This window comes from Flavobacterium sp. LC2016-23 (assembly GCF_009674775.1).
GTDB lineage: Bacteria > Bacteroidota > Bacteroidia > Flavobacteriales > Flavobacteriaceae > Flavobacterium.
Map to the genome: position 1 here is coordinate 11,985 of NZ_WKKE01000023.1, position 25,979 is coordinate 37,963.

Consider the following 25,979-nt stretch of genomic DNA (forward strand, 5'->3'; position numbering starts at 1 on the left):
GTTAGAAGTCTGTACTGATATCAGAACCGAAAAAATCGGAAGCCAGCTGTTCTTGTTGGCGCTCTGTATCAGTAAGAAAATCAAATTCTGTCAGGGAACGGTTTGAATCGGTAATCACCAGGGCTATCAGACTGTTCATATGCGCTATGAGTTGTTCTATACGTTCTTTTTTAAATAAACCGGTGTTGTATTCGATGGTACCTACTATCGTAGCTCCTACATCAGCAAACTGGAACCGAAGATCGCTTTTGCTGATATTCATAGATTCTTTGATCGGGTTTACCGTAATGCCTTTCATTTCCAAATCCGATTCTTTGTGTAAATCCACATTCTGAAGAATCATTACAACATCGAATAACGGAGATCTGCTTAAGTCTTTCTTTAAATTCAAGTCTTCGATAAGCGTATCAAAAGGATATTCCTGGTGTTCAAAAGCCGCTATTGCCGTTTTCTTTATTTCGGAAAGAAAATCAACAAATTTCAGGGCAGGATCAAATTTACTGCGCAGCGCGAGCGTATTTAAGTAATACCCTATCTGTCCTTCCAGATCCGGATGTTCCCTTCCTGCAATTGGTGTTCCGACGATGATGTCTTCCTGTCCGGAATAGTGGTACAGAATTGTTTTTACGACGGACAGTAACCCCATAAATAATGTGGTTTGGTGTTCCTGCAACAATTGCTTAAACTGAGCTGCCGCATCCGCAGGAAACTCAAAATGCAGTTCTGACCCGTTGAAAGTCTGAATCGGCGGTCTCGGGAAATCAGTAGGAAGGTATAAAACAGGAATATCTCCCTGTAATTCCTTCATCCAAAACTCACGAAGCCTTACAAGTCCGTTGGCTGACAATTCATTTTCTTTCCAGGCTACATAGTCTTTGTACTGAACGGTTAATGGTGTTAAATTGTGTTCTTTATTTTCTGATAAAGCGTTGTAAATCGACAATACTTCTTTCACAAAAATTTGCAACGACCATTCGTCTGAAATAATATGATGCTTGACAAACAGCAGCATATGATTTTCAGCATCCAGCTTCAGCAGTTTCACTTTCATCAACGGTCCGTTCTGAAGATCAAAAGCATGGTAAGCAAGGTTTTGCACCTCCTGATCAATGATGGCCTGCTGTTCTTGGATTTCCTGAAGATCTGCAAATTCCAATTCGAAAGATTGCTCTTCCATCGATTGAATTTTTTGTCTTGGTTCTCCATTTTTTAAAACAAAGATGGTGCGCAGACTTTCGTGACGGTTTATAATCTGATCAAAAGCTTCCTGAAGTATTTCTATCTGAAGTTTACCGTCCATTTGGTAACGCATAAAGATATTAAAGGTGCTTTCCCCGTTTTGCTGTTGGGTTTCCTGTACCCATAAACGACGCTGTGCATGTGATAAGGCATAATCCTCCTGCTCTGCTGCTTTTTCAATTGCACTATAGGTATTTCCTTTTGATGCTGCTAGTAAGGAAGCCTGTGCTTTTAAGGTAGAGTGGTTGAAAATTTCACCAATGCTCAATTGTACCTCGTGATTTTTATACACTCTCGATATTAACTGAATCGCTTTTAAAGACGAACCTCCTAAATCAAAAAACGAATCGTTTCTTCCGATACTGCTTTGCGGAATGCTTAATAATTCTGCCCAGATTCCGCTTAAGGAAGTTTCAATCGTTCCGACTGGTGCTTCGTAATTGCTGCCTCGCAATAATTCTGATGGTTTTGGTAAGGCACGTTTGTCAACTTTACCATTTAAGGTCAAAGGAAACTCTTCCAGATAAATAAAGTAATCCGGAATACTGCTGCGGTCCAATTGCGCTGATAAAAGCAAACGCAATTCGCCGGAACCATATTCCGTTCCGCTATAATAACATAACAGAGAATCTGTGGTTGCATCGGTGTGTAATACTAATTCTACCTGTCCCACTCCTTCTAAGTTTAACAACGAGCTGCGAATACCATCGAGTTCTACACGTACGCCATGGAGTTTGATCTGATCGTCAATTCTTCCCAGAATCTCTAAGTTTCCATTGCTGTCATAACGGCCTAGGTCTCCCGTTCTGCAAACCAGATCCTCACGATCGGTAACCAATGGATTTTGTACCAATAATTTTGCAGTAAGTTCCTGATCTAAATAGCCTTTGCTTATATATGGACTTTTGATATATACTTCACCAATTTCTCCCCACATACTCAGTCCGCTGTCGTTGATTACCGCAATCATACTGTTGGCAATGGCTTGCCCCACAGGTAAAACGGTACCGGGATCTAACTCTCCGTTTGGAATGTGGTAACAGCTTTTTAAAACCGTCGTTTCAGTCAGTCCGTATAAGTTGCTCATACGGGCTGTATGTCCGGAAAGTGAGCGCCATAAGGCTACATCACGTCCGTATAATTTTTCTCCTGCCAGCACCACTTCTTTGATGTCTTTTAACGAAAGATTCTGTTCTGCAAGGCTATTGGTCAATAATCTAAATAAAGAAGGAACGGTCTGTAAAATAGTTACCTTTTCTGCTGAAAGCCATTGGCCTAACAACACCATATTCTCACGCGTTTTCGCAGCCGGAATGCACAAACAGCTTCCTGAAATCAGACTCGTTAAGATGTCTTTTAAACTGGCATCAAAAGTGACTGACGCAATCTGGCTGACACGACTTTCAGTATTAAATCCGAAGGTTTTTTTGTGCCAGTTGATATAGTGTGCAATACTTTCCTGGTTCCCCACAATCGCTTTGGATTTTCCTGTTGTACCGGAACTGTAGAAAATATAGCTGCTGTTATCAATCGGATACTCAACGGCAACATTTTCTTCACTGTAATTCGCTAAACTATAACCGGAAACGACAAACTCGCCTGAAGCGTTACGTTCCTGAACGGTTAGTATGCCCTCTTCAGAAAATAAGACTATTTTTTCCAGTCTTGTTTGTGAAAGATCTATACTTTCCTTTAAGGCATTATATGCTTTTTCAGCCGCTATCAAAGTGGTCATTTTCGTATCTGAAAATACCTGTGCGGTTCGGCTTTTTGAAAATTCGGCAGCCATCGGAACATAAGTGGCACCGGTTTTGAAACACGCCATCAATGTTGTGATCAATTCTTTTCCTGACGGCAGTAATACGCCAACTGCATTTTCGGGTTGTAGCTCAAGATCTCCTAACAAACGGGCGATTTGATTACTGAAGCCGTTGACTTGCTGATACGTATACGATCCTCCCTCGAGTGCCAGCGCTTCTTTTTCAGGATATGCCGCTACAATTGCTTCAAATACTTTGTGTACGTATTGTGGTTGTTCTTTTTGTATTGTTTTCTCAAACCAGTCTAAGTTTTCCGATTCTGTATTTTCTAAATACTGAATTTCTTTCAAGGGCTGTTCGGGAGTTTCTACTATAATGGTTAACAGGTTTTTCATATGGGTTACCATACGGGAAATACGTGCTTCGTCATATAGTTCGGTGCTGTATTCGATACTTCCTTCCAGAAAAGTTCCCTGATCCATAAATTGGAAGCGCAAATCACCTTTACTGATTTTTAAGTCTTCTCCCTGCGCTGAAACTTCGAGTCCTTCCATTTCAATTCCTTCCAAAAGATCGAGCTGCACATTTTGCAATATGACTACAACATCAAATAAAGCACCTCTGTTTTTCGGTGGATAGACGCCTAAATCTTCAATTAGCATATCCAAAGGATACACCTGATGACTGAATCCGTCTAAACTTACTTTTTTGACTTCGTTTAACAGCGCATTAAATCCTTCTTCTCCCGAAAATCTGGATCGAAGTGCCAATGTGTTCAAATAGAGTCCTATCTGATCTTCTAAATCCGGATGTTGTCTTCCTGCTACCGGAGTTCCGATGATAATATCCTGATTTCCGGTGTATTTATAGAATAACGCTTTTACTAAAGAAGTTACCCCCATAAACAAGGTCGCACCCTGAGTTTTGGCTAATTCTTTTAGTTTTGAACTTAACGTTTCATCCAGTCTGAAATAGTGTTGTGCTCCTTGGTGATTCATAACTTCAGGACGCTGCCTGTCGGACGCAAGTTCCAGCACCGGAATGTCTCCCTGAAATTGCTGCATCCAGTATTGCTTATGCTCCAGCAGTTTGTCACCACTTAGTTCTGCCAGCTGCCAGGCGGTGTAATCTTTGTACTGAATAGGCAAAGGCTCCAAATCGCTTATGATTCCTTTTAAAGCAGTGTTGTAAAATACAACCAGATCTCTGACCATAACCTGCATGGACCATTCATCGGAAATAATGTGATGCATGGCAAATAGCAATTCGTGCTTGTTTTCTTCCTGCTTCAGGATATCAATATTAAATAATGGCGCTGTATCCAAATGGAAAACTTTGGCGGAAAGTGCTTCTTTTTTTGCTTGTTTTGCTGCCTCATTATCTTTCGAAATATCGAAATAATGGATTCCGATGGTAAGGTCAGCAGCGTCTATAATACGTTGTCTTGGTGATCCGTTTACCAATTCGAATACGGTTCTCAAACTTTCATGACGGGCGATTACCTGCTGAAAAGCAAATTCAAAAGCATCCTTATGAAAGGCCCCGGTCAGCATATAACTCGTCAGTACATTATGGGTTACAGCATTTTTGGACTGTTCTACCTGCAGCCAGGTTCTTAGCTGTGTTGCTGATAACGGATAGGTATCTTCCTCATCAATTTTCGGGATTGAAATATAATTTGTGGTATCCGAATTCGAAATCAATAACGCCTGTTCTGCAAGTGTCGGTCTGCTGAAGATGTCTCCGATGTTGAGCTGTACCTGATGTTCTTTATAAATTTTAGTAATTAACTGAATGGCTCTCAGGGAATGTCCGCCTGCTTCGAAGAAATTATCTTCAATTCCGATATTTTCTTTGTTTAAGATTTCTCCCCAGATTTTTGCAAGACTTTCTTCTACGGCATTTCGAGGCGCTACGTAAGTTGTATCTAAGGTAATTTCCGGTTCCGGCAATTTCCTTTTATCAATTTTACCACTTGCATTTAATGGAAAATCTGCTAATGGAATCAGGTACGGAGGAATCATATAACCGGGCAGGAAGGTTTTCATAAAATCCTTTACTACCGCAGGATTAATTTCTTCAAGGGCCGTATAATAAGCTACCAGCGCAATATCATCTTCGGTGGTGTATGTGGTCACCAAAGTTTCAAGGATCAGCGGATGCGACTGAATTACTTTTTCAATTTCATTTAATTCAATACGATAGCCTCTGATTTTTACCTGATTGTCCATACGGCCCAAGAAGTCAATATTGCCATCGGGTAAACGTACTCCTTTGTCTCCTGTCCGGTACATCATTCCTGCACCAAACGGGTTCTTTATAAATTTTTCGTTCGAAAGTTCCTCTCTGTTTAGATAGCCTTTGGCAATTGCTGCTTCTCCCGAGATACAGATTTCTCCATGAATTCCTTCCCCGACTAAATGCAGCAGCTGATCCAGAATATGTACCTGAACATTTCCGATCGCTTCTCCGATCGGTAGTCTGGCTCTTTGACTGTCTTCCGGTTGTATTTGATAAAGACTTGTACAAACCGCACATTCTGTCGGACCATAGCCATTGTAAGTATCCGTAACGGCGCTGCATTTTATAGCCTGATCTTTGTTGATCGCATCTCCGACGGAAAGCAGTTTTCGCAGGAATTTCAAATCTTCGACAGCCACTAAAGAAAAATACGCCGCCGGTAAAATGGCAATCGTGACCTCTTTGACAGCCATGTATTTTACCAGTTCAACAGCATCTTTGATAATGTTGTTTTTCGCGATCAATAAGCGTGCTCCATTGGCTAATGCTAAAAAGAATTCAAATACAGAACCGTCAAAAATCAGGGACGAGAACTGAATGACACAGTCATCTGCTGTTACGTTAAATTCTTCTCTTTGATTGTACACCATATGCACCCCATTGCAATGCTGAAGCATCACTCCTTTAGGCTGTCCGGTAGATCCTGAGGTGTAATAAATATAAGACAGATCTAAGGCGTCGTTTACTTTTACCGGATTTTCTGTTGCTGTTTCCAACAAATCAAACTCGATATCAATGGCAAACAGGCTTCCTTGAAAATCACCGGCATTAAACAGGTTTACGGATTCTGTGATGAGTACTTTGGCATTTGCATCTGACAGCATAAAGTTGTTTCGCTCTGTCGAATTACCTGAATCGATTGGTAAATAAACGCCTCCGGATTTTAAAATCCCCAGAAATCCAATGATGAGCCATTCATTCCGCTCTGTCATCAGGGCAACCGTTTCTCCCCTTGTTACTTTATATCCTTCACGTAAATGATGTGCTAATTGGTTTGCCTGCTCATTAAGCTGCTGATACGTAAACGTTTTGTTTTCGAACTCAAGTGCTATCGCATCAGGTGTTGCTGCTGCCTGCTGTTCAAAAATATCGACTAAAGTCTGGTTTTTATCGTAGTTTATTACTTTCTGATTGAGCTCATTCAGCAGCCAGTTTTGTTCTCTTGCGGTTAAATAGTTCAGTGAACTTATGGCAGCCGACGGTCCTTCAATTACTGAATGTATCAGAGCTGTTATATGCCCTAACACATTTTCCATACGATGTTTGCTGTAGATATCTGTATTGTACTCTAACGTCAGCGAAATATTAGATTCGTTTTCTATAAAGTAGAAACGTAAGTCGGCTTTACTGATCGGTACATCTAATTGATTTTCTGTAACCGTAAGGCCTTCAAATTCCGGAATTTCATTTTTGTTGATCAGGTTTTCCAGAACGACTACTACATCAAATAGCGGCGAACGGCTCATGTCACGTTCTACCTGTAGTTCATTTACCAATAAGTCAAAAGGATATACCTGATGCTTAAAGGCATTGAGTACATTGTCTTTTACTTTTTTAGAAAGGGAATTAAAGGTTTCGTTCTCGTTGAATTTAGTTCTCAGTACCAGTGTATTGATAAAAAATCCGATCTGATCTCTTAAATCCGGGTGCTCCCTGCCTGCTGAAGGTGAACCAATAATAATATCATTTTGTCCGGTGTAACGGTGCAGTAATAATTTTACCAGCGTTACCAGACCCATATAAAGTGTCGTTTCCTGTGCTTCCAGACAAGCTCTGAATGCGGTACTTATTTCCGGGCTCAGGCTTAAATGCACCTGATCGCCGTGAAAGGTTTGCACCGGAGGTCTTGGGAAATCTGTCGGTAAATCCAGTACTTCTATTTCTTCTTCAAACTGACCCAGCCAATACGCGCGGTGTACGGATAATTGTTCCGTTTGCAGTTCTTTCTCCTGCCAGGCTGCATAGTCTTTGTACTGAATTGGCAATGCCGGCCATACAGGTGTTGTATTTTCTAAAAATGCTTTGTATCCTTCCAGTACTTCTTTCACAAAAACATGAACGGATCGCTCATCAAAAATAATATGGTGGACGGAAAGAAAGAAAAGGTATTCATCCGCTGCGACTTTAATAAGATGCGCTTTTACTAAGGGTGCTTTTTCCAGATTGAAAGGAATTAAGGATAATTCCAATGCTTTTTCTTGTGCATATTCCTTAGGATTTGCGGCATTTACAGCATCTTCCTCTGTCACTTCAAAGGAATATTCTTCTGAAGTCAGGATTTTTTGATACACTTCTCCCTCTTTTGTAACAAAGGCGGTTCGCAGGCTTTCATGTCTTTCGATTACAAATCGGAAGGCCTTGTTTAAAGCGTCATTATTTAGGTCTCCCTGAAGCCAATAGGTTACCGGAATACTGTTTACAGCTTCTGTTTCGTCTTCAAATTGTTCCAGCAGCCATAATCGAAGCTGTGCATAGGAAAGTTTGTAAAGAGGCTGCTCCGGAACTTTTTCAATTTTTTGATAACTCGTTTTAGCCGATTTTTTTAATAAAGAGATCTGGTCCCTGAACACCGGATGGATAAAGATATCTTCCAGTTCCAGTTTAATTTCCAGTTTTTTAAACAATTGTGAAATTAACTGAATGGCTCTTAACGAATGACCTCCAACCGAAAAGAAGTTATCCTGAATTTGAATTTCCTGAATTCCTAAAACATTTTGCCATACTTCCAGCAATCCGGCTTCTATGGCATCTTTCGGAACTACCATTTCTTTTACAGCCGTTTCTAAATAGTCCGGCAATGCTTTTTTGTCAACTTTCCCGCTATTATTCTGAGGTAAATGCGCTAAATAAATAATGTGGGAAGGTATCATGTAGTCCGGCAAAAAGTTTTTCAGGTGTTCCTGAACGGCACTGGTTTCCAGAGCCTCCGGGCCTTCGTAATAGGCTATTAAAAGTTTATCATTACCTTCTCCATTGGTAATGACCACAGCATTGTCTATTTGCGAATGATTATTCAATACACTCTCAATCTCTCCCGGTTCTATTCTGTATCCTCTTATTTTTACCTGTGTATCGACACGGCCCAGGAAATCAATATTTCCATCGGAATACCAGGAAGCGAGATCGCCTGTTTTATATATTTTTCCTTTACCAAAAGGGTTTTCTAAAAAGCTTTTTTCGGTTAACTCTTTTTTATTTAAATACCCCTGAGTCACACCTACACCACCAATATACATTTCTCCGGGAACCCCTACAGGTTGTGGCTGAAGAAATTCATTTAAAATGTATACCTGAAGGTTGCCGATGGGTTTTCCGATTGGCACTCGCTGATACTTCAGATCCGAAGGCTCAACTTGATGTACGGTTGCCCAGACGGCACATTCCGTTGGACCATAACAGTTCAGATAGGTTAATTCCCTGCTGTACGCTATGGCCAGGGGTTTGTTTGCTACATCCCCTGCTGTAATGATCAATCGTAAAAAAGAAAGTTCTTTTACAGGTATGGAGGCTAAATAAGCCGGAGGAAGAAGCACTACGGATACTTCTTTTGCTTTTAAATACGCCGTTAAAGCTGCAATATCTTTTAATGTTTTATTATCTGCCAGGACTAAACTTGCACCTGAAGTAATCGCCATAAAAATTTCGGCAATCGAAGCATCAAAGGATGGGGAAGCAAATTGCAACACCTTATCTTCTAAAGATGGTTTGAATATAATATGCTCATTCTTAACCATATTGACACAGTTTTCATGAGATACCAAAACTCCTTTTGGTTTTCCGGTAGAACCTGAGGTGTAAATTACATACGCCAAATCAGCTGCTGTATAATCTGGTATCAGGTTTTGTTCGCGTTTCTCCAGAACTTCGTAAATTTCATCTATACTAAAAGCATTAGCGATAAAATCTGAGGAACGGTTTATCATACTGCTTTCGGTAATCAATAATGAAATTTCAGCATCCGAAACGATATATTTTATGCGTTCTGCCGGGCTGGAGTAATCTATCGGGATATAAACTGCACCCACTTTCAGAATAGAAAGCATTCCGATGATTAACCATTCATTTCTATTCACCATTAAACCCACATGCATACCCTTAGTTACATCAAAATGCTCCTGTAAAGATTTTGCAAGTGTGTTAACAGTAGTATTCAGTTCTTGGTAAGTCCAGGATTTTGTTGCCGTCTGAAGTGCTGTTGCATGAGGGGTTTTATCAACTTGTTGTTCAAATAACTGAACTAAAGTTAATGTTTCATCATAGTCAAAAGATTCAGGGTTAAAATCAAATAATACTTGCTGGCGTTCTTTGGCCGTAATATAATTCAGCTCTTTGAGTTTCTGAGCTGGTTTTTCCACCACTGCCCGAATCAGCTCTTCAAAATGCACACAGAATCTTTGTATTCTTTCTTCGAGGAAAAGATCGGTATTGTATTCTATATTTAAGTTAATTTCGCTTTCGTTTTCCACAAAAAATAACCTGATATCGACTTTACTCTTTTCATTGATCAGCAAATGGTCTTCAATAAGAATGCCTTCCATATCCGGCAGCTTATGGTTGTTTTCCATGTTTTGAATTAAAACTGCGATATCAAATAAAGGAGATCGGCTTAAATCCCTGTTAAAGCCTAAATCTTCAACTAATAAATCGAACGGATAGATCTGATGGTCAAATGCTTCAATGACACCATTTTTTACCTTCTTTAGAAAGTCCGTAAAAGTTTCTTCCGTGTTCAGCAGTGTTCTCAAAGGCAGTGCATTGATGTAAAAACCAATCTGATTCTCTAAATCGGAATGATCCCTTCCTGCCGCCGCTGTTCCGATGATGATGTCTTTTTCACCGGTGTATTTATAAACCAGGATTTTTGTAATGGCCATAAGTCCGGCAAACAGAGTTGCTTTTTCACCGGCTAACAACGATCTGAATCCTGCAACCAATTCTGGTTCAAAAGAATATTTTAACTGGGTGCTGTTGAATGTTTTCAGGGAAGGTCTTGGCGCATCTGTCGGCAAATCTACTACAGGAATATCACCTTCAAATTTATCCAGCCAGTAACTTCTGTGTATATTAAGCGTACCGCCCGCCAATTCCTGTAATTGCCAGGCAGCATAATCTTTATACTGAATTGAAAGGAATGGCAAGTCAATTTCTGTTTTTTGTTCTAAAGCATTGTATACCGTCAAAAACTCTGTAATTAAGTTTTTGATGGACCATTCATCTGTAATAATATGGTGCATGCTCAGCAGAAACAAATATCTTTCGTTTTCCACTTTACTGATCTGTACTCTTAGCAATGGGTCATCTGCCAGATTGAAAGAAGTAAAAGCTGCTTTTTCGGATAAAATTTTGGCTGTTTGTACTGCATTTTCGTCATTGGACAAATCATGATAGTCAATATTGAAATTAACAGTATCTAATTCATTAACAAACTGATACGGAATTCCGTCTATTTCCCTGAAATTGGTTCTCAGAATTTCATGACGTTCGATAAGACGCTTAAATGCTTCCGTTACATTCCCGATATTCAGACTTCCATTCAGCCAGTAACTCATAGGTATGTTGTAAGCCGCTGAACCTAAAGATTCAAATTGTTCCAATATCCATAATCTGCGTTGTGCATGTGATAATTTATAGTGATCCGCTGCTTTTACAGGAGTAATGTTTGTGTATTGACTTACTGTTAACTGATCTACATACGCTGCCAAATCAACCAGTTTCGGATATTCGAAAACATCTTTTAATCGGATCTGAACGTTTAATTTTTTATGCAGGTTGAGTATTAACTGAATCGCTTTTAAGGAATGTCCGCCAATTTCAAAGAAATCATCCGTCGTACTTATGTCATTCACAACCAGTATCGATTGCCATAATTCGGCCAGTACGTGTTCTGTATCGGTTTGTGGAGCTGTAAGTATTCTTTCCTGTAATTCAATAGCTCTTTCCGCTAGTTTTTTTCTGCTGATTTTTCCATTATGTGTTAATGGAAAATCTTCTAATTGCAGGATATGCCCCGGTACCATATAAGCCGGCAGCTTGCTGCGAAGCAGAGTTTTTAAAGTAGTAACATCAACAGTATCTTTTCCGGTAACATAGGCTAACAGGTCATTTCCTTTGACGATTACCACCGCCTGGTTTACTTTTGGATCGGTTTCTAAGAGTGATTCTATTTCACCGAGTTCGATACGATAACCTCTCAGTTTTACCTGACCGTCTCCTCTTCCGATATACAGTAATCTTCCATTAAAATCCCATTGGCATAAATCACCGGTATCGTAAATAACTTCGTTGCTTTTAAAAGGGCTTTTAATAAACTTTTTTGTTGTCAGTTCAGCATCAGTATATCCTTTTGCAACTCCTGCCCCGCCAATGAACAATTTGCCTGTTACCCCGTGTGGCACCGGTTGTCCAAGATCATCAAGTATATAAAGTGTTGTATTGTATATGGGTTTCCCTATTGAATTTAAATCTGCTTCACTTTGAATGTGTTGTGAGGTTGACCATATTGTTGTTTCCGTCGGACCAAACATATTGTAAAGTTCGCCCGGCATTTCTAACAAACGTTTTCCTAACGAAAGGGGTAAAAACTCCCCTCCGGATATTTTTTTCAGCGAAGTTGCGGCTTTCCAGCCTGTTTCTAAAAGTAAGTTCCAGACACTTGGAGTAGCCTGTACAATAGTGGCTCCGCTTTCATCAATCAGTGTGGATAACAATCCCGGATCGGTGATTACTGTGACTGGAGCAATCGTAACTGACCCACCCACACCTAATGTGGTGAAAAATTCCAGTACCGAAATATCAAATGTAAAAGTAGTGATCGCCAGTAATTGATCCTTCCTGGAAACATCAAGGATATCTACTACCGATTTCAATAAATTTATCACAGCATTATGCTGAATCATCACCCCTTTTGGCCTTCCTGTAGAACCGGAAGTGTAGATTACATAAGCCAGATCTTCTCCGCTTAGCGCTACATTCAATCGTGTTTTTGGATGGTTTTCTAAGGTTTCTTTCAGCTCCTTACTATTTACGCTTGGTACTGCATATTCTGTCAATACTCTGTCGGCAAGCAATAAGCATACATTTCCATCGCTTATCATATAGTCCACACGATCGGATGGATAGGCCGGATCTATTGGCAAATAAGCTCCTCCGGCTTTTAATACACCCAAAATACTGATCAGCATATACTCGCTTCGATCTTGTATAATACCCACGATACTTCCCTTAACAATAGCATGCTGAGTTTGTAAATAATGAGCTAAGGCATTGGAGCGTTCCTCCAGATCCTGATAACTCAGTGTATGCTCTTCGTACTTTAAAGCTAAGCCTCCTTTTTGTTTATCGGCCTGCGTTTCAAAAAGTGAAACAAGGGTACTCGCTGAAAACTGGGAAACTATTTCTCCCTGGTACTTTTCCAGTACTATTTTTTGTTCGTCTGCTTCAATTAATGGTAAGTGATCTAACGAAAGGGTGCTGTCGGTAATGATACTCTCCATTAGTTTTCCCAAATGAATGCCTAATCGCTTAATGCGTTCCGCACTATAAATATCCGTATTGTATTCAATGTGAAGACTAATGTGTCCTGAAGTGTTTTCCCTAAACCAAAAAGTAAGATCATATAAACTTGTTTCTACAGCTACACGTACATACGAAACATCCAGGCCTTCCATTTCTATCGCGTCTTCCAATAGTGCCTCATCACTCTCCAGGATAACGGCAACATCGTATAACGGAAAGCGGCTTAAATCTCTCGACAGCTGCAGTTCATCTACTAATAAATCAAAGGGATAGGATTGATTTTCATAGCCTTCCAGACACGTTTTTTTGACTGATTGTAATAGTTTTGTAAAACTGTCAGTTCCCTGAAACCTGGTTCGTAGGGCGAGATTGTTGATATAAAACCCAATCTGATTCTCTAAATCGGAGTGTTCTCTTCCGGCAACCGGTGTTCCAATGATAATGTCTTCCTGTCCGCTGTATCGGTACAACAGTACTTTGATCAGTGAGACAAAACCCATGAATGCTGTGCTGTCCTGTTCTTTTACATAATGCTTAAAAGCATGGCTCGTCTGTTCTGAAAAACTAACATACGACTGTGCCCCGTTGTAGGTTTGCACCGACGGACGCACATGATCTGATGGAAGGTCCAGTACAGGCAATTCTCCTGCAAGCTGTGCCAGCCAGTAGCTTCGGGAAGCTGCCAGCGCTCCTTTTGAGAGTTCTTCTAACTGCCAGGCTGCATAATCTTTGTACTGAATGGGTAATGATGACAAAGATTTTTCTTCTCCTTTGACAATCGAATTGTAATAACTTACTAAATCGCGCACTAATACCTGCATCGACCACGCATCTGAAATAATATGATGAATAGAAAATAACAAACGATAGTGCTCGTTTCCTAAATCCAGTAAGACCGCTTTAAACAGAGGTCCCTTTGATAAATCAAAAGATGAAGCGGCAAGTGCAGCCAAAACTTCTTCGATAGCATTTTCTTTGTTTTTGCTGTTGGAGATATCCTTTACAGGAATCTCAAAATGGATGTTTTCTACAGCTTGTATCAACTGACGCGGCTCTCCGTCTTTTATCATAAAGATGGTTCGCAGGCTTTCGTGGCGTTGGATTAATTTTGCAAAGGATTCCGTTAAAGCACCAAGGTTTAATGTACCCTCAATATCATAACTTATCGGACGGCTGTAAGCTGTAAAATCTTCCTGCAGCTGATCTAAAACCCACAAACGACGCTGCGCATGCGATAATGCATAATCCTCCTGTTCCGCCACCTGTTTTAGCGAACTGTATACTGTTTCTCCTTTTGATGCTACTATTAATGCGGCCTGTGCTTTTAATGCTGACTGATTGAAAATTTCTCCAATGCTCAGCTGCACTTCATGTTGTTTGTATACTCTTGAAATCAGCTGAATTGCTTTCAGGGATGATCCTCCTAAATCAAAAAACGAATCATTTCTTCCGATACTATTTTGCGGAACACCCAAAAGTTCTGCCCAGATTCCGCTTAGGGAAGTTTCAATCGCACCGCTTGGCATTTCATAATTACTGCCACGTAATAATTCTGATGGTTTTGGCAAGGTACGTTTGTCTACTTTGCCGTTTAAGGTCAATGGAAACTCTTCCAGATAAATAAAATAATCCGGAATACTGCTGCGGTCTAATTGTGCAGATAAAAGCAAACGTAATTCCCCTGAACTGTATGCTGTTCCGCTGTAATAACACAGTAAAGAATCTGCCGTCGCATCTGTATGCAACAGGAGTTCTACCTGAGCGACTCCTTCGAGGTTTAATAAAGAATTGCGAATACCTTCCAGTTCTACACGTACACCGTGAAGTTTGATCTGATCGTCAATTCTTCCCAGGATCTCTAAATTCCCATCACTGTTATAACGGCCTAAATCGCCTGTTCTGCAAACCAGATCTTCACGATCGGTAACCAGTGGATTCTGTACAAATAAGGCTGCCGTAAGCTCTTTATCCAAATAGCCCTTGCTGACAAAACGGCTTTTGATATATACTTCGCCTATTTCTTCGTCGTTACAAATTTCGTCTTTGTTAATGACTGCAATCAGGGTATTGCTAATCGCTTTACCGACAGGTAAAACGGTACCGGGATCTAAATGTCCCTCGGGAATATGGTAACAGCTTTTCAGAACTGTCGTCTCTGTAAGTCCGTACAAATTACTCATACGGGCTGTATGTCCGGAAAGGGAACGCCATAAGGCAACATCACGTCCGTATAATTTTTCTCCAGCCAGAACAACTTCTTTGATGTCTTTTAACGAAAGATTCTGCTCTGTTAGGCTGTTAGTCAATAATCGGAATAAAGAAGGAACCGTTTGTAAAATCGTTACTTTTTCTGCTGAAAGCCATTGGCCTAACAATACCATATTTTCACGCGTTTTCGCAGCCGGAATACACAAACAGCTTCCTGAAATCAGACTCGTTAAAATGTCTTTTAAACTGGCATCAAAAGTGACTGACGCAATCTGGCTGACAAGGCTTTCGGTGTTAAATCCGAAGGTGTTTTTGTGCCAGTTGATGTAGTGTGCAATACTTTCCTGATTACCGACAATCGCTTTCGATTTTCCGGTGGTACCCGAGCTGTAGAAAATATAACTGCTGTTATCAATTGGATACTCAACGTCAACATTTTCTTCACTGTAAATATGTAGATTATCATCCGTTACCACATATTTTCCTTCAGCACTTGCTTTATATACATCTAAAATATTTTGCTCCACTGCAATCAAATCAGAATTACCAAGTCCTAAATCCCCCAAAAGAGAAGAACCGGATGCCTTAAATACTAAAACATGGGTAAATGCATGATCAATAGCGTGACTCCTGAATACGGACCACGAAGCATCATCCGTGATTAAAACTTTCATACCTGTTTCTGAAACCGCCTGTTGCAGACGTGACTGTGAGAAACTATTTGATAGCGGCACATAGGTAATTCCGGTCTTCAGACAAGACAGTAAACTTCCGATTAGTTCTTTTCCACTTGGCAATAATACCCCAACGGAATCATCAGAAGACAGGCCTGTAGCCAGTAACAAACCGCTTAACTGGTTCGCAAATGAATTTAACGAGGCGTAAGTGGTACTGCCATTAGCTTCCGCTAATGCCGTATGGTCAGGATAAGAGGATACAATATCCTCAAATGTTTTGTATAAGAATTTGTCTTTCACAACGGGAAATGTTTAAGTAATTTCTAAAAAGAGACTTTATGAAAATTCAGAAGTATGGCAGGCTGTTTTATTTTGAAATAAACAGGTTGAAACAACTATTATTCCTGCTTTATAGCTTTTAAAGGATTGTTTTTATTGATCTTCCAGGACTGCGCTCCGATGATGATAAACGCAATGCAAATCACTATGAAGGTCGCAAGAATAAAAAACACGAAATTAATGCCGATTCTGGTGGAATATCCCTGAAGCCACTGCTCCAATCCCCACCAGGATAATACCCATGCGATGGTACTTGCAAATAATATAAGCTTTAGAAAGTCTTTAATAAGCAGCATTAACAAACTAAAAACAGAAGCTCCAAATACTTTTCGTATCGCGATTTCTTTTGCTTTCTGAAAACTGGTAAACAGTGTTAATCCAAAAAGGCCAAGACAGGTTATAAATATGGCTAATCCGGCAAAAACGGTAAATATCTGTCCAAATTGCTGATCTACTTTGTATTGCTTATTAAAAAACTCATCCAGAAAGAAGTACTCAAAAGGGCTTGCAGGAAAATTTTCTTTAAATGATTTTTCGATCCGGCTGATCGTGGCCGGCATATTTTGAGATGAAACTTTGACTGCGTAGTATTCGATACTGGAACCGTCTTCTAACCTGAATACAATCGGAGTCAGTGTTTCTTTTAATGATTTTTGATTGAAGTTTTTGATAACACCAATAATTTCGTATTCAAACTCAACCCCGGAGCCATTGCTGTCCGTTAAGAACTCTCCAACTGCTTTTTCTGCACTCTCAAAACCAAATGCATTTACTGCTGCTTCATTTATCAGAATTGGCGTATTTCCGGTTGGCATCTGATTTACGGAAATCATATCTCTTGTAAATTTTTTTCCGGCAACCATACCTACTTCAAATTGATCTAAAAATTCAGGACCTATTGAAAAAGTGGCATACAGATTATTCTTGTTTACCGCATTCTTTCGTTTGTAAGGCCTTGTCCAATTCAGGTCTATTCCCGGTATTGAGGACGCAGATGTGACACTTTCAATTTCAGGATATTCTTCTAAACTTGCCCGGAAGGCCTGCATTTTCTGATAGAAATTACGTCCGCCCATTTGTGATTCAAAATTATTAGAGGGTGCGGGCACAATGATATTTCGTTCCAGATTGATGCCTATATCTTTTTTACGCATGTATTCCAGCTGGTTGTAGATGGTAAATGTCCCGATAATTAAGGAAATTGAAATTACAAATTGAAAGAGCACCAGGCATTTTCGCATAAAAATTCCGGAACCTCCAATGGGCAGTTTACCCTTAAGAATCTGTACCGGATTGTAAGACGATAACAGATAGGCCGGATATAAACTGGATAGAAAACTTCCTAAAACCAGTATCGTAACCAGTGGCAGCCATATTTTATAATCGGTCCAGAAAAAAGCAGTTACTTTTATTCCGGTTAACCCTTCAAAACCACCTCTGAAAAGCAATACCAGAATGATCGCTATGATAATTCCGATAAAGCTCAGTATTAAAGATTCTAAAAAGAACTGCATAATTAATGCTCCTTTCTGAGAACCGAATGTTCTGCGAAGTCCTACTTCTTTTGCTCTGTCCATAGACTTAATCGTAGACAGATTGATGTAATTTACGTAGGCAATGATTAAAATCAAGGAAGCGATTAACAACATGAACCACACAAATTTACCGTTTCCGTTCACCGAAATTTCTTTCGTAAGATCAGAATATAAGTGTATACTTTCTAAGGGTTGAAAGGCAAGTTGGATGTTCGTGATTCCATCCGAATAATCACCAAGGTATTTATTGGTGTACCCTGATAATTTTGAGTTTGAATTGTTTACGTCTGTACCCGGAAGAAATTTCACGTAAGCATATTCATCAATAAAATGCCAGGAACCAAGCGTATCTGCGGTGGTTACGAGGCAGGTAAACTGCAGGTGTGAATTTGCAGGAACATCTTCCAGTATGGCACGAACAACTACTTCTAAATTGGTTCCCTGATTAAAGTTGACAATTCGCATTGTTTTCCCCATAGGATCTTCTTTTCCAAATAGTTTTTTGGCTAAACTCTTCGTTAAAAAGATAGAATTCGGCAGTTTTAAGGCTTTTTTTCCTCCTCTTAAAATGGGAAAATTAAAAACATCTAAAAAGTTCTGATCTACAAAGTATACTTCGTTCTCTTTGTAGGATTTGATATCGCCGTACGTTCCGTCTACAGAGACAATACAGTCTTGCTTTCCAATACTGGTAGCGGCTTTAATTTCAGGAAAATAGCGCTTGATCGTAGATCCTATAGCCGAAAAATTCATGGCTGAATTTTCAACCAGGATATTGTTTTCAAAACGACTTTGGGTGACACGATAGATTAAATCTGAATCTTTGTGAAATTTATCAAAATCAGACTCAAAAAACACATATTGCACTATAAATAAACAACTTGCAATTCCAATACCTATACCTGTAATGTTAATTATGGTAAAGTATTTATTTTTCAATAAAGTTCTCCAGGCAAGTTTTAGATAGTTTTTAAACATTTTTGAGTTCTTTTAGAATGAGTAAATGATAACGGTTTATAGTAAAAAACAAGGGTATGCAAAAAGCTGCTGTTTTATAAAAACAGCAGACTGTTCAATTTCGATAAATAAAAATGGGGATGCTTATTCAGCCTTTAAGGGTAAGCTGATGCTCTGATTCGCAATATCCTAATCGGCTAAGTAACCTGAGGGAATTGTTGCGATTATATTTTTCTTTAAGGAATCAATTCTGACAATAATTTTATTGCTGTTGCTGATTTCTAAAACCTGACACTCCAATCCGCTTAACGGACCGTATGAGATGGTCTTAAGGTCTCCCACTTTAAAATTTTCAGTGTTTGTTTCAACTTCCGTAAGGTCATTGCTTTGCAGCAGGAGTTCAATATTTTTTATCTCTGTATCACTTACTTTAGCATATTCCATTCCAAAACGAATGTACATGCAGGCTCCGCTGACGGAAAGGGTTCTGTGAAAATCCATTGAAGAATTGATCTTTACAAAAACATAAGACGGAAAAAGCAATTTATGGATCATTTTCCTTCTGTCTGTGCGGGTACTCTGAACCTGAACTGTTGGCGAAAAAGCCTTTATTTCTAGATTATTAAGCCCTTCAGATACTTTTCTTTCATGATGGCTTTTAACATACAGAACATACCAACCATTTTGAATTGATTTCATAAATAATAAAAAAAATAGGGGTTTTTAAATAGCTACGCTGTTCTCTGTTACGAGAATACTTATCTAAATGCTGATTTTGAATATTGGAAAACACATTAGATTTACCGCTAAATTAGCAGGAGCATCGCTATAAAAATTACGGACTTTCAGAAGAAAAACTACGGACTGTGATATAAAAGACATAAATCACTAACAATCAAATAAATAACAACTAAATTTATCCTGAAAAAGAAGGTTTATTTAGGAATATAAAAAGATAATTACTGCTTTTTGAATACAAACAGACAGGCCTCCCCTTTTAATTTTAAGGCTTGAAGTGCTATTTTTTTTTATAAAACTACTGTAGTAACAAATACTAAAATGAGCGGAATAAAAAAAACATAAAATGAAATAGTAAAAATTCCATTTATATTTAATCCTGAGCAACTGAATTAAGATAAAATATAATTTCAATTTTTGTTCCTATTCCAATTTTTGATACGATGGAAAAGTGACCTTTTAACAGGTTCGCCCTTTCTTTCATATTCGTCAGACCAATACCATTTTTTTTATTTTTAACATCGAATCCTTCTCCATCATCAGCAATACAAAGTTTTAAACGGTTGTTGCTTTTTCTCTGAATGATGATGTCACAATTTTTTGCATTTGCATATTTATTGACGTTTAAAATAGCTTCCTGAATGATACGATATAAATTTATTTTATAGATATTTTGAATGGCTGCCCATTCCAGCTTTTCATCATTTCGATATTTAAACCGTGTTGTACTGATCTCTTTTTGATTTTGTACTAAGGCCCGCAATAATACGTTGAAATCGTTACCGTCAAAAAAAGATCCCCTGCTTAAATCATGTGATATAGTTCTGATCTCGTTTTCAATATTTTGCAGCTCAGAAATGTACGCTTTCCTCTTTTCGATTATTTCGCTTTCTATTTTAGCATTAAAAAAGCCTAAATTCATGCGAACACCATAAATTTTATTCATTATACCGTCGTGCAGTTCTTTCGCGATTTTAGCTTTCTCATTATCTCTTGCAACATTAATATTTTCATGCTGATCCGTAAGTAATAAGTAGATTTCTTCATTTGCTTTTTGCTGCATTTTTAAGAATTTAAGCTCTTTGTTTTTATATTTAAAATATCTTAAAACAAAAATGATAACCAATAAAAGGATTAAAACAAATGAAATAATTAAAATATTAAAATTTTTCCTGGTCAGAACTTTATTTTCATCCTCTATTCTTGAGGTTTCATATTCAATTCTGGCGTATTTTTCATGCGCATTTTTCTGAACAATATTGATACTATCGCTTAATTTGATATATTCATTAGAATAATAAAGGCTTTGTTTTTTATCTAAACCGGAAAGGAGCCTTAATGAAGTCAGGATTTCATTACTGTTCTTAAGCCGAATGGCCAGGTGATTCGCTTCTTTAAGAATTTTAATTGCTTTAAGTGTATCTTTTTGCGTCAGGAAATATTCCCCAATATGAATCTTCTTATACAAAACATCCAATTCGTCTCCGCTTTTTTCTACGATTTCCAATGATTTGGAAAACATTAAATAAACATTGTGGTATTGCTTATTTTTCATTTTAGAATACGCCAGATTACTGAGAACATTGGCATATAATCGGGGAGATTTTTCTCTAAAATCTTTTGAAAGCAGGCCTTGTAATTTTTTGATCGACTTTGAATATTCGCCTTTCAGGTCATACAGATTACAAATGTTAATAATAGATGTTATATTATAATCACTTATCTCCTCTTTATCAATATCGGTAAGTTTCATTTTTTCTAAACTATTCAGGGCCAACTGGTGGTACCACAACGCCTTATCATAATTGGCCAGCTTCTCTAAACAATTCCCCATTAAGGTATTACAGGAATAAATTAACCGCAGATCTTCAGACTCTTTTAAATACTTCAGTGCTTTAGAAATTTCGACTTCACATTCTATATAATTGCCATCGTAAAATAAAACATAGGCTTTATTAAAGAGCATCTTAGACATATTATCATAATCGGATAACTGATAATACAATTTTTCTGCCTGCACATAATAAAAATAGGCACTGTCCTTTTTTATGTTTCCGTAACTGTCGCCCACATAAAAAAGGGCCTTTGCAATACCCTCCTTATCATTTACTTCTTTTGATAATCGGAGTGCTACTAAACTGGTGCTTAAAGATTTTTCGAGGTTGTTGTTGTAATAGTATTCTGTAGATATCTTAAAATACAAATTTCTAATAGTGGAATCATTTTTCTGAAGTTTTAATAAAGCCACTATTGAATCTAAATACTGTTCTTTTTTTTTGCCTTCTAAATGATTGTGATCAAATGAAATAACGGTATTGATATAAGAACCGGTCGGTTCCGATTTTTTACATGACAAAATCATGATCACCAGAAATACAAAAAATATTCTAAAAGATGTTACCAAAGTTGAAATGTTAGTTTACATCTCAAATATAGTATTTTGAAATAAAAAGACTATAAAATTTACGAATAAATGCTATAGTCTTTTTATTTCAAAATAGAGGTATTAATCCTTTCTTGGTGGTTTTGGATTACTCGGATCACCTTCTGCAGTACTATTTGCATCTAAAATAATACCAGTTGAGTCAATGGCTTTCACATTTATATCTTTATGCAAATAATTTTTTACATCTTTTTCAGAAGTAATCTTTAAGGTTTTAGCCTCAGTTTGTTCATCCATATCATCTGTTGAACACGAGAAGATCGAAAAAGAAAGTAAAATAAATGAAGCAATACATAATCTATTTTTCATAATAATTTGATTTAAATATCATTTATACAAAAAAAAGACTACAATTGAGTTTGATTTTACGGTATATCCGTAAACTTAAAGTTACATTATCAGGCTTTTACAAAAAACATAATGTTATAGGGCTATTAATAGTAAATTTTAGTAAAATTTTACTAAAATTTAGAAAAAATCAAGATTACTGTTTACAAAATACTTTTCTTGAAACGCAAAAAAATGCTCTATAAAAGATTAACTGTCTCGTAAACAGCGAACCAATCATAGAGCATTTCACTTATTAGTGTATTTCAACTATACTGTCATCCCGTTACAGCAAATCAAAACGATCCAGATTCATTACTTTAGTCCAGGCGTTAACAAAATCGCTGACAAACTTAGCTTCAGCATCTGCACTCGCATAGACTTCAGCTATAGCCCTAAGCTCTGAATTAGAACCAAACAGCAAATCAGCTCGGGTACCTGTCCATTTTAATTCACCTGAGGTGCGATCATGACCGGCATATTCTTCTTTATCTTCTGAAACTGCTTTCCAGGCCACTCCCATGTCCAATAAATTAACAAAGAAATCATTCGATAATACTTGTGGACGATTGGTAAAAATACCCTTAGCTGACCCGTCAAAATTGGCATTCAAAGCACGCATTCCTCCGATAAGAACCGTTAATTCCGGTGCCGTAAGTGTTAACAACTGTGCTTTATCAATTAAAAGCGCCTCTGTAGCCACTGAATATTTCGCTTTTTTATAATTTCTAAAACCGTCTGCGATAGGCTCCAGGAATGCAAAAGATTCTACATCTGTTTTTTCCTGTGAAGCATCTGTACGACCCGGGGTAAAAGGAACCGTAATCCCGTTTCCGCCTTCTTTACCTGCTTTCTCAATTGCTGCTCCTCCGGCCAGAACGATTAAATCGGCAAGAGAAACTTTTTTGTTATCGGATTGTGCTGCATTAAATTCTGCCTGAATACCTTCCAGTACCCCTAATACTTTTTGCAACTGAGCAGGATTATTAACCGCCCAGTCTTTCTGAGGAGCCAGTCTGATACGCGCACCATTTGCTCCACCGCGTTTATCAGAACCCCTGAATGTAGAAGCTGAAGCCCAGGCAGTAGAAACAAGCTCGGCAACAGTCAATCCTGAGTCCAGAATTTTTACTTTCAGTGCTGCAATATCCGCTTCGTCTATTAATTTGTGATCTACTGCCGGAACAGGATCCTGCCAAAGCAATTCTTCCGCCGGAACGTCGCTGCCAAGATACAAGGCACGAGGTCCCATATCACGATGCGTTAATTTAAACCAGGCTCTGGCAAATGCATCGGCAAACTGATCCGGGTTTTCCAGAAAACGACGCGATATTTTCTCATATTCAGGATCCAGTCGCAAAGAAAGATCGGTAGTCAGCATCGTTGGCAGGTGTTTTTTTGAAGGATCGAAAGCATCCGGGATAATCGCCTCGGCATTTTTGGCTACCCATTGGTGTGCTCCTGCCGGGCTTTTGGAAAGTTCCCATTCAAAACCGAAAAGGTTTTCAAAGAAATTGTTACTCCACTGTGTTGGTGTAGTAGTCCAGATTACTTCCAGACCACTGGTAATAGCATCTTTTCCTTTTCCGGAACCATATTTATTATGCCATCCTAAGCCCTGTTGTTCAAGATCTCCTCCTTCAGGCTCTACTCCTACATTGTCAGAAGGAGCCGCACCGTGTGTTTTACCAAAAGTGTGCCCTCCGGCAATTAGTGCTACGGTTTCTTCGTCATTCATGGCCATACGGCCAAAAGTATCACGAATGTCTTTGGCAGCCGCTATAGGATCCGGATTACCGTCAGGCCCCTCCGGATTTACGTAAATTAAACCCATCTGAACAGCAGCCAGAGGTTTTTCCAGATCACGCGTATGGATATCTCCATCTGCATTATCATCAGACGAAACAACGGCATGTTTGGCTACACCTTCAGAACCGTGTGCGTATCGTTCATCACCGCCAAGCCATACTTTTTCTGATCCCCAATAAATATCCTGTTCCGGTTCCCATACATCTTCCCGTCCTCCGGCAAAACCAAATGTTTTGAATCCCATGGATTCAAGTGCCACATTTCCGGTTAGTATCATTAAATCGGCCCACGAAATTTTTCTTCCGTACTTTTGTTTAATTGGCCAAAGGAGCCTTCTTGCTTTATCTAAACTTACATTGTCCGGCCAGCTGTTAAGCGGCGCAAAACGCTGCTGTCCGGCACCTGCTCCGCCACGACCATCACCTACACGATACGTTCCGGCACTGTGCCATGCCATACGGATAAAAAGCCCTCCATAGTGACCAAAATCTGCCGGCCACCAATCCTGTGAATCCGTCATAAGGGCATGAAGATCTTTTTTAAGAGCCTCCAGATCAAGGCTTTTAAAAGCTTCAGCGTAATTGAAGTCCTTCTCCATCGGGTTTGATAAAGAAGAATGCTGGCGAAGTACGCTTACTTTTAACTGATTGGGCCACCAGTCCTGGTTTTTTGTACCGGCATTTACTGCAGTAGCCTGCTTTGTGCTTCCGTTATGGAAGGGGCATTTACTGATGTCATTTGAATTGTTTTCCATTTTTTTTAAATGAGTTTATTGTTAATAATCAAATTTTATAAACCATGCATGTAATTAAAATCAGATTAATGGTGCTCGCAAAAGCACCTGAAAATATAACGTCTTTTATTTATTATTGCATCCGACAAAAAATAAAAGAGTTATAAAAGTATTAAAAGTACGACAATTACTTTTTAAAGTAAAACTGATATTTTCTATTAACAAATAGCTAAAATTTATCGTATTTCAATAACAATCGAAAAACCTTATATTGTTTTAACTCCGTAATTACCTCATTTATACTGTTTAAAAAGAGAAGGTTTTAATTTGCTATCCCTTAAACCACTAACAAAAAAGAGCTGAAATATTGCTATTTCAACTCTTTTTAATTTTAGTTTTATTTTGGATAATTAACGTTTTTGTAAAAGGTAGCCCGATTATTTCCACTTTGTCCAGTTAGAATCCGGTCTTTTAAAGGGCTCTGCTAAAAATTTATTGGCAATTTCATTAAATAATACAGGATTTGAAGCGGGTGCAAAATGTGTTTCTCCCGGCATTATGCACAATTGTGCTTTGGGGATATGCTCATAAATTTCCAAACTGTGTTTGTTTTTTATAATATCTTCATCGCCCGCCACTATTAGTACTTTTGCTTTTATTTTTGATAAATCCTTAGTGGGAATATTGGGCTGGTTTCCTAAAAGGTCCAGCATCTGCTTTTCTACTTTCCAGTTTCGGGTGGTGTCTTTCTGTTTTATTTTTGAAAGAACTTCTTTTTTGGATTTACCAACCTCTTTGACAGCCCAGCCATTAACAGCTGTTGAATCCGGTCTTAAATTGGCACCCATCGTCACCATTTTCTTTATTTTTGTTTTACCGGATATACCCATTTCCAATGCGACAATTCCACCGTCGCTCCAGCCAATAATGCTGATCGAATCTAACTTTAAGTGATTCACCAGGCCTTCCCAGTCTTTTGTGATTTGCTCATAGGTTAGGGAATCTGTTTTCATCTCTGATTTTCCTTGTCCTCTGCTGTCCGCAATAATAACCCTGTACTTCGATTTAAAATAATCAATCTGGTTTCCCATTGAATTAATACTTCCGCCATTTCCGTGAATAAGCAATAAAGGTTCGCCTTTTCCGTATTCCTCGTAGTAGATTTTAGCACCATTTATTTCAGCATATTTTCCGACCGCTTTATTTTCGCCATAAGGTGTTTCAAATTTAAAGTTCATATGAACCTGGGCATTTGCAACAGGCCCTATTGAAAACACTACAAACAATACTAATAGTTTAATTCTTTTTTTCATAAAGGTTAGTTTGGTTTCGTTACTATTCTGTGGCTGAGTAATGGCCAGAGCCATCAGAACAATGTATTTTCTGACGAAACGAATA

Annotated in this window: 7 protein-coding genes; all 7 read right to left on the reverse strand. The window is 38.5% G+C overall.

The window, feature by feature from the left end; translation table 11 throughout:
• Position 1: 1 nt before the first annotated feature.
• Complete coding sequence (locus GJU43_RS18215; RefSeq protein WP_154342647.1) at positions 2-16,000, reverse strand: non-ribosomal peptide synthetase; 15,999 nt, start codon at positions 15,998-16,000, stop codon at positions 2-4.
• A gap of 98 nt (positions 16,001-16,098) precedes the next feature.
• A complete protein-coding gene (locus GJU43_RS18220) occupies positions 16,099-18,552 on the reverse strand; it encodes an ABC transporter permease (protein WP_154342649.1) in 2,454 nt (817 codons plus the stop codon).
• A gap of 168 nt (positions 18,553-18,720) precedes the next feature.
• On the reverse strand, positions 18,721-19,230 hold the full coding sequence (locus tag GJU43_RS18225; protein ID WP_154342651.1) for a UpxY family transcription antiterminator: 510 nt from the start codon (positions 19,228-19,230) through the stop codon (positions 18,721-18,723).
• Positions 19,231-19,642: 412 nt separating this feature from the next.
• Positions 19,643-21,673 (reverse strand): ATP-binding protein, encoded by a 2,031-nt coding sequence (locus GJU43_RS18230; protein ID WP_229655079.1) that lies wholly within the window; start codon positions 21,671-21,673, stop codon positions 19,643-19,645.
• A 102-nt stretch (positions 21,674-21,775) separates the two neighbouring features.
• Positions 21,776-22,021, reverse strand: a complete 246-nt coding sequence (locus tag GJU43_RS18235) for a hypothetical protein (protein ID WP_154342653.1) — start codon at positions 22,019-22,021, stop codon at positions 21,776-21,778.
• Between the two features lie 304 nt (positions 22,022-22,325).
• A complete protein-coding gene (gene katG / locus GJU43_RS18240; protein WP_154342655.1) occupies positions 22,326-24,602 on the reverse strand; it encodes a catalase/peroxidase HPI in 2,277 nt (758 codons plus the stop codon).
• Between the two features lie 416 nt (positions 24,603-25,018).
• Positions 25,019-25,894: an alpha/beta fold hydrolase gene (locus GJU43_RS18245; RefSeq protein WP_195760061.1), complete on the reverse strand. Its 876-nt coding sequence runs from the start codon at positions 25,892-25,894 to the stop codon at positions 25,019-25,021.
• Between the last annotated feature and the right edge of the window lie 85 nt (positions 25,895-25,979).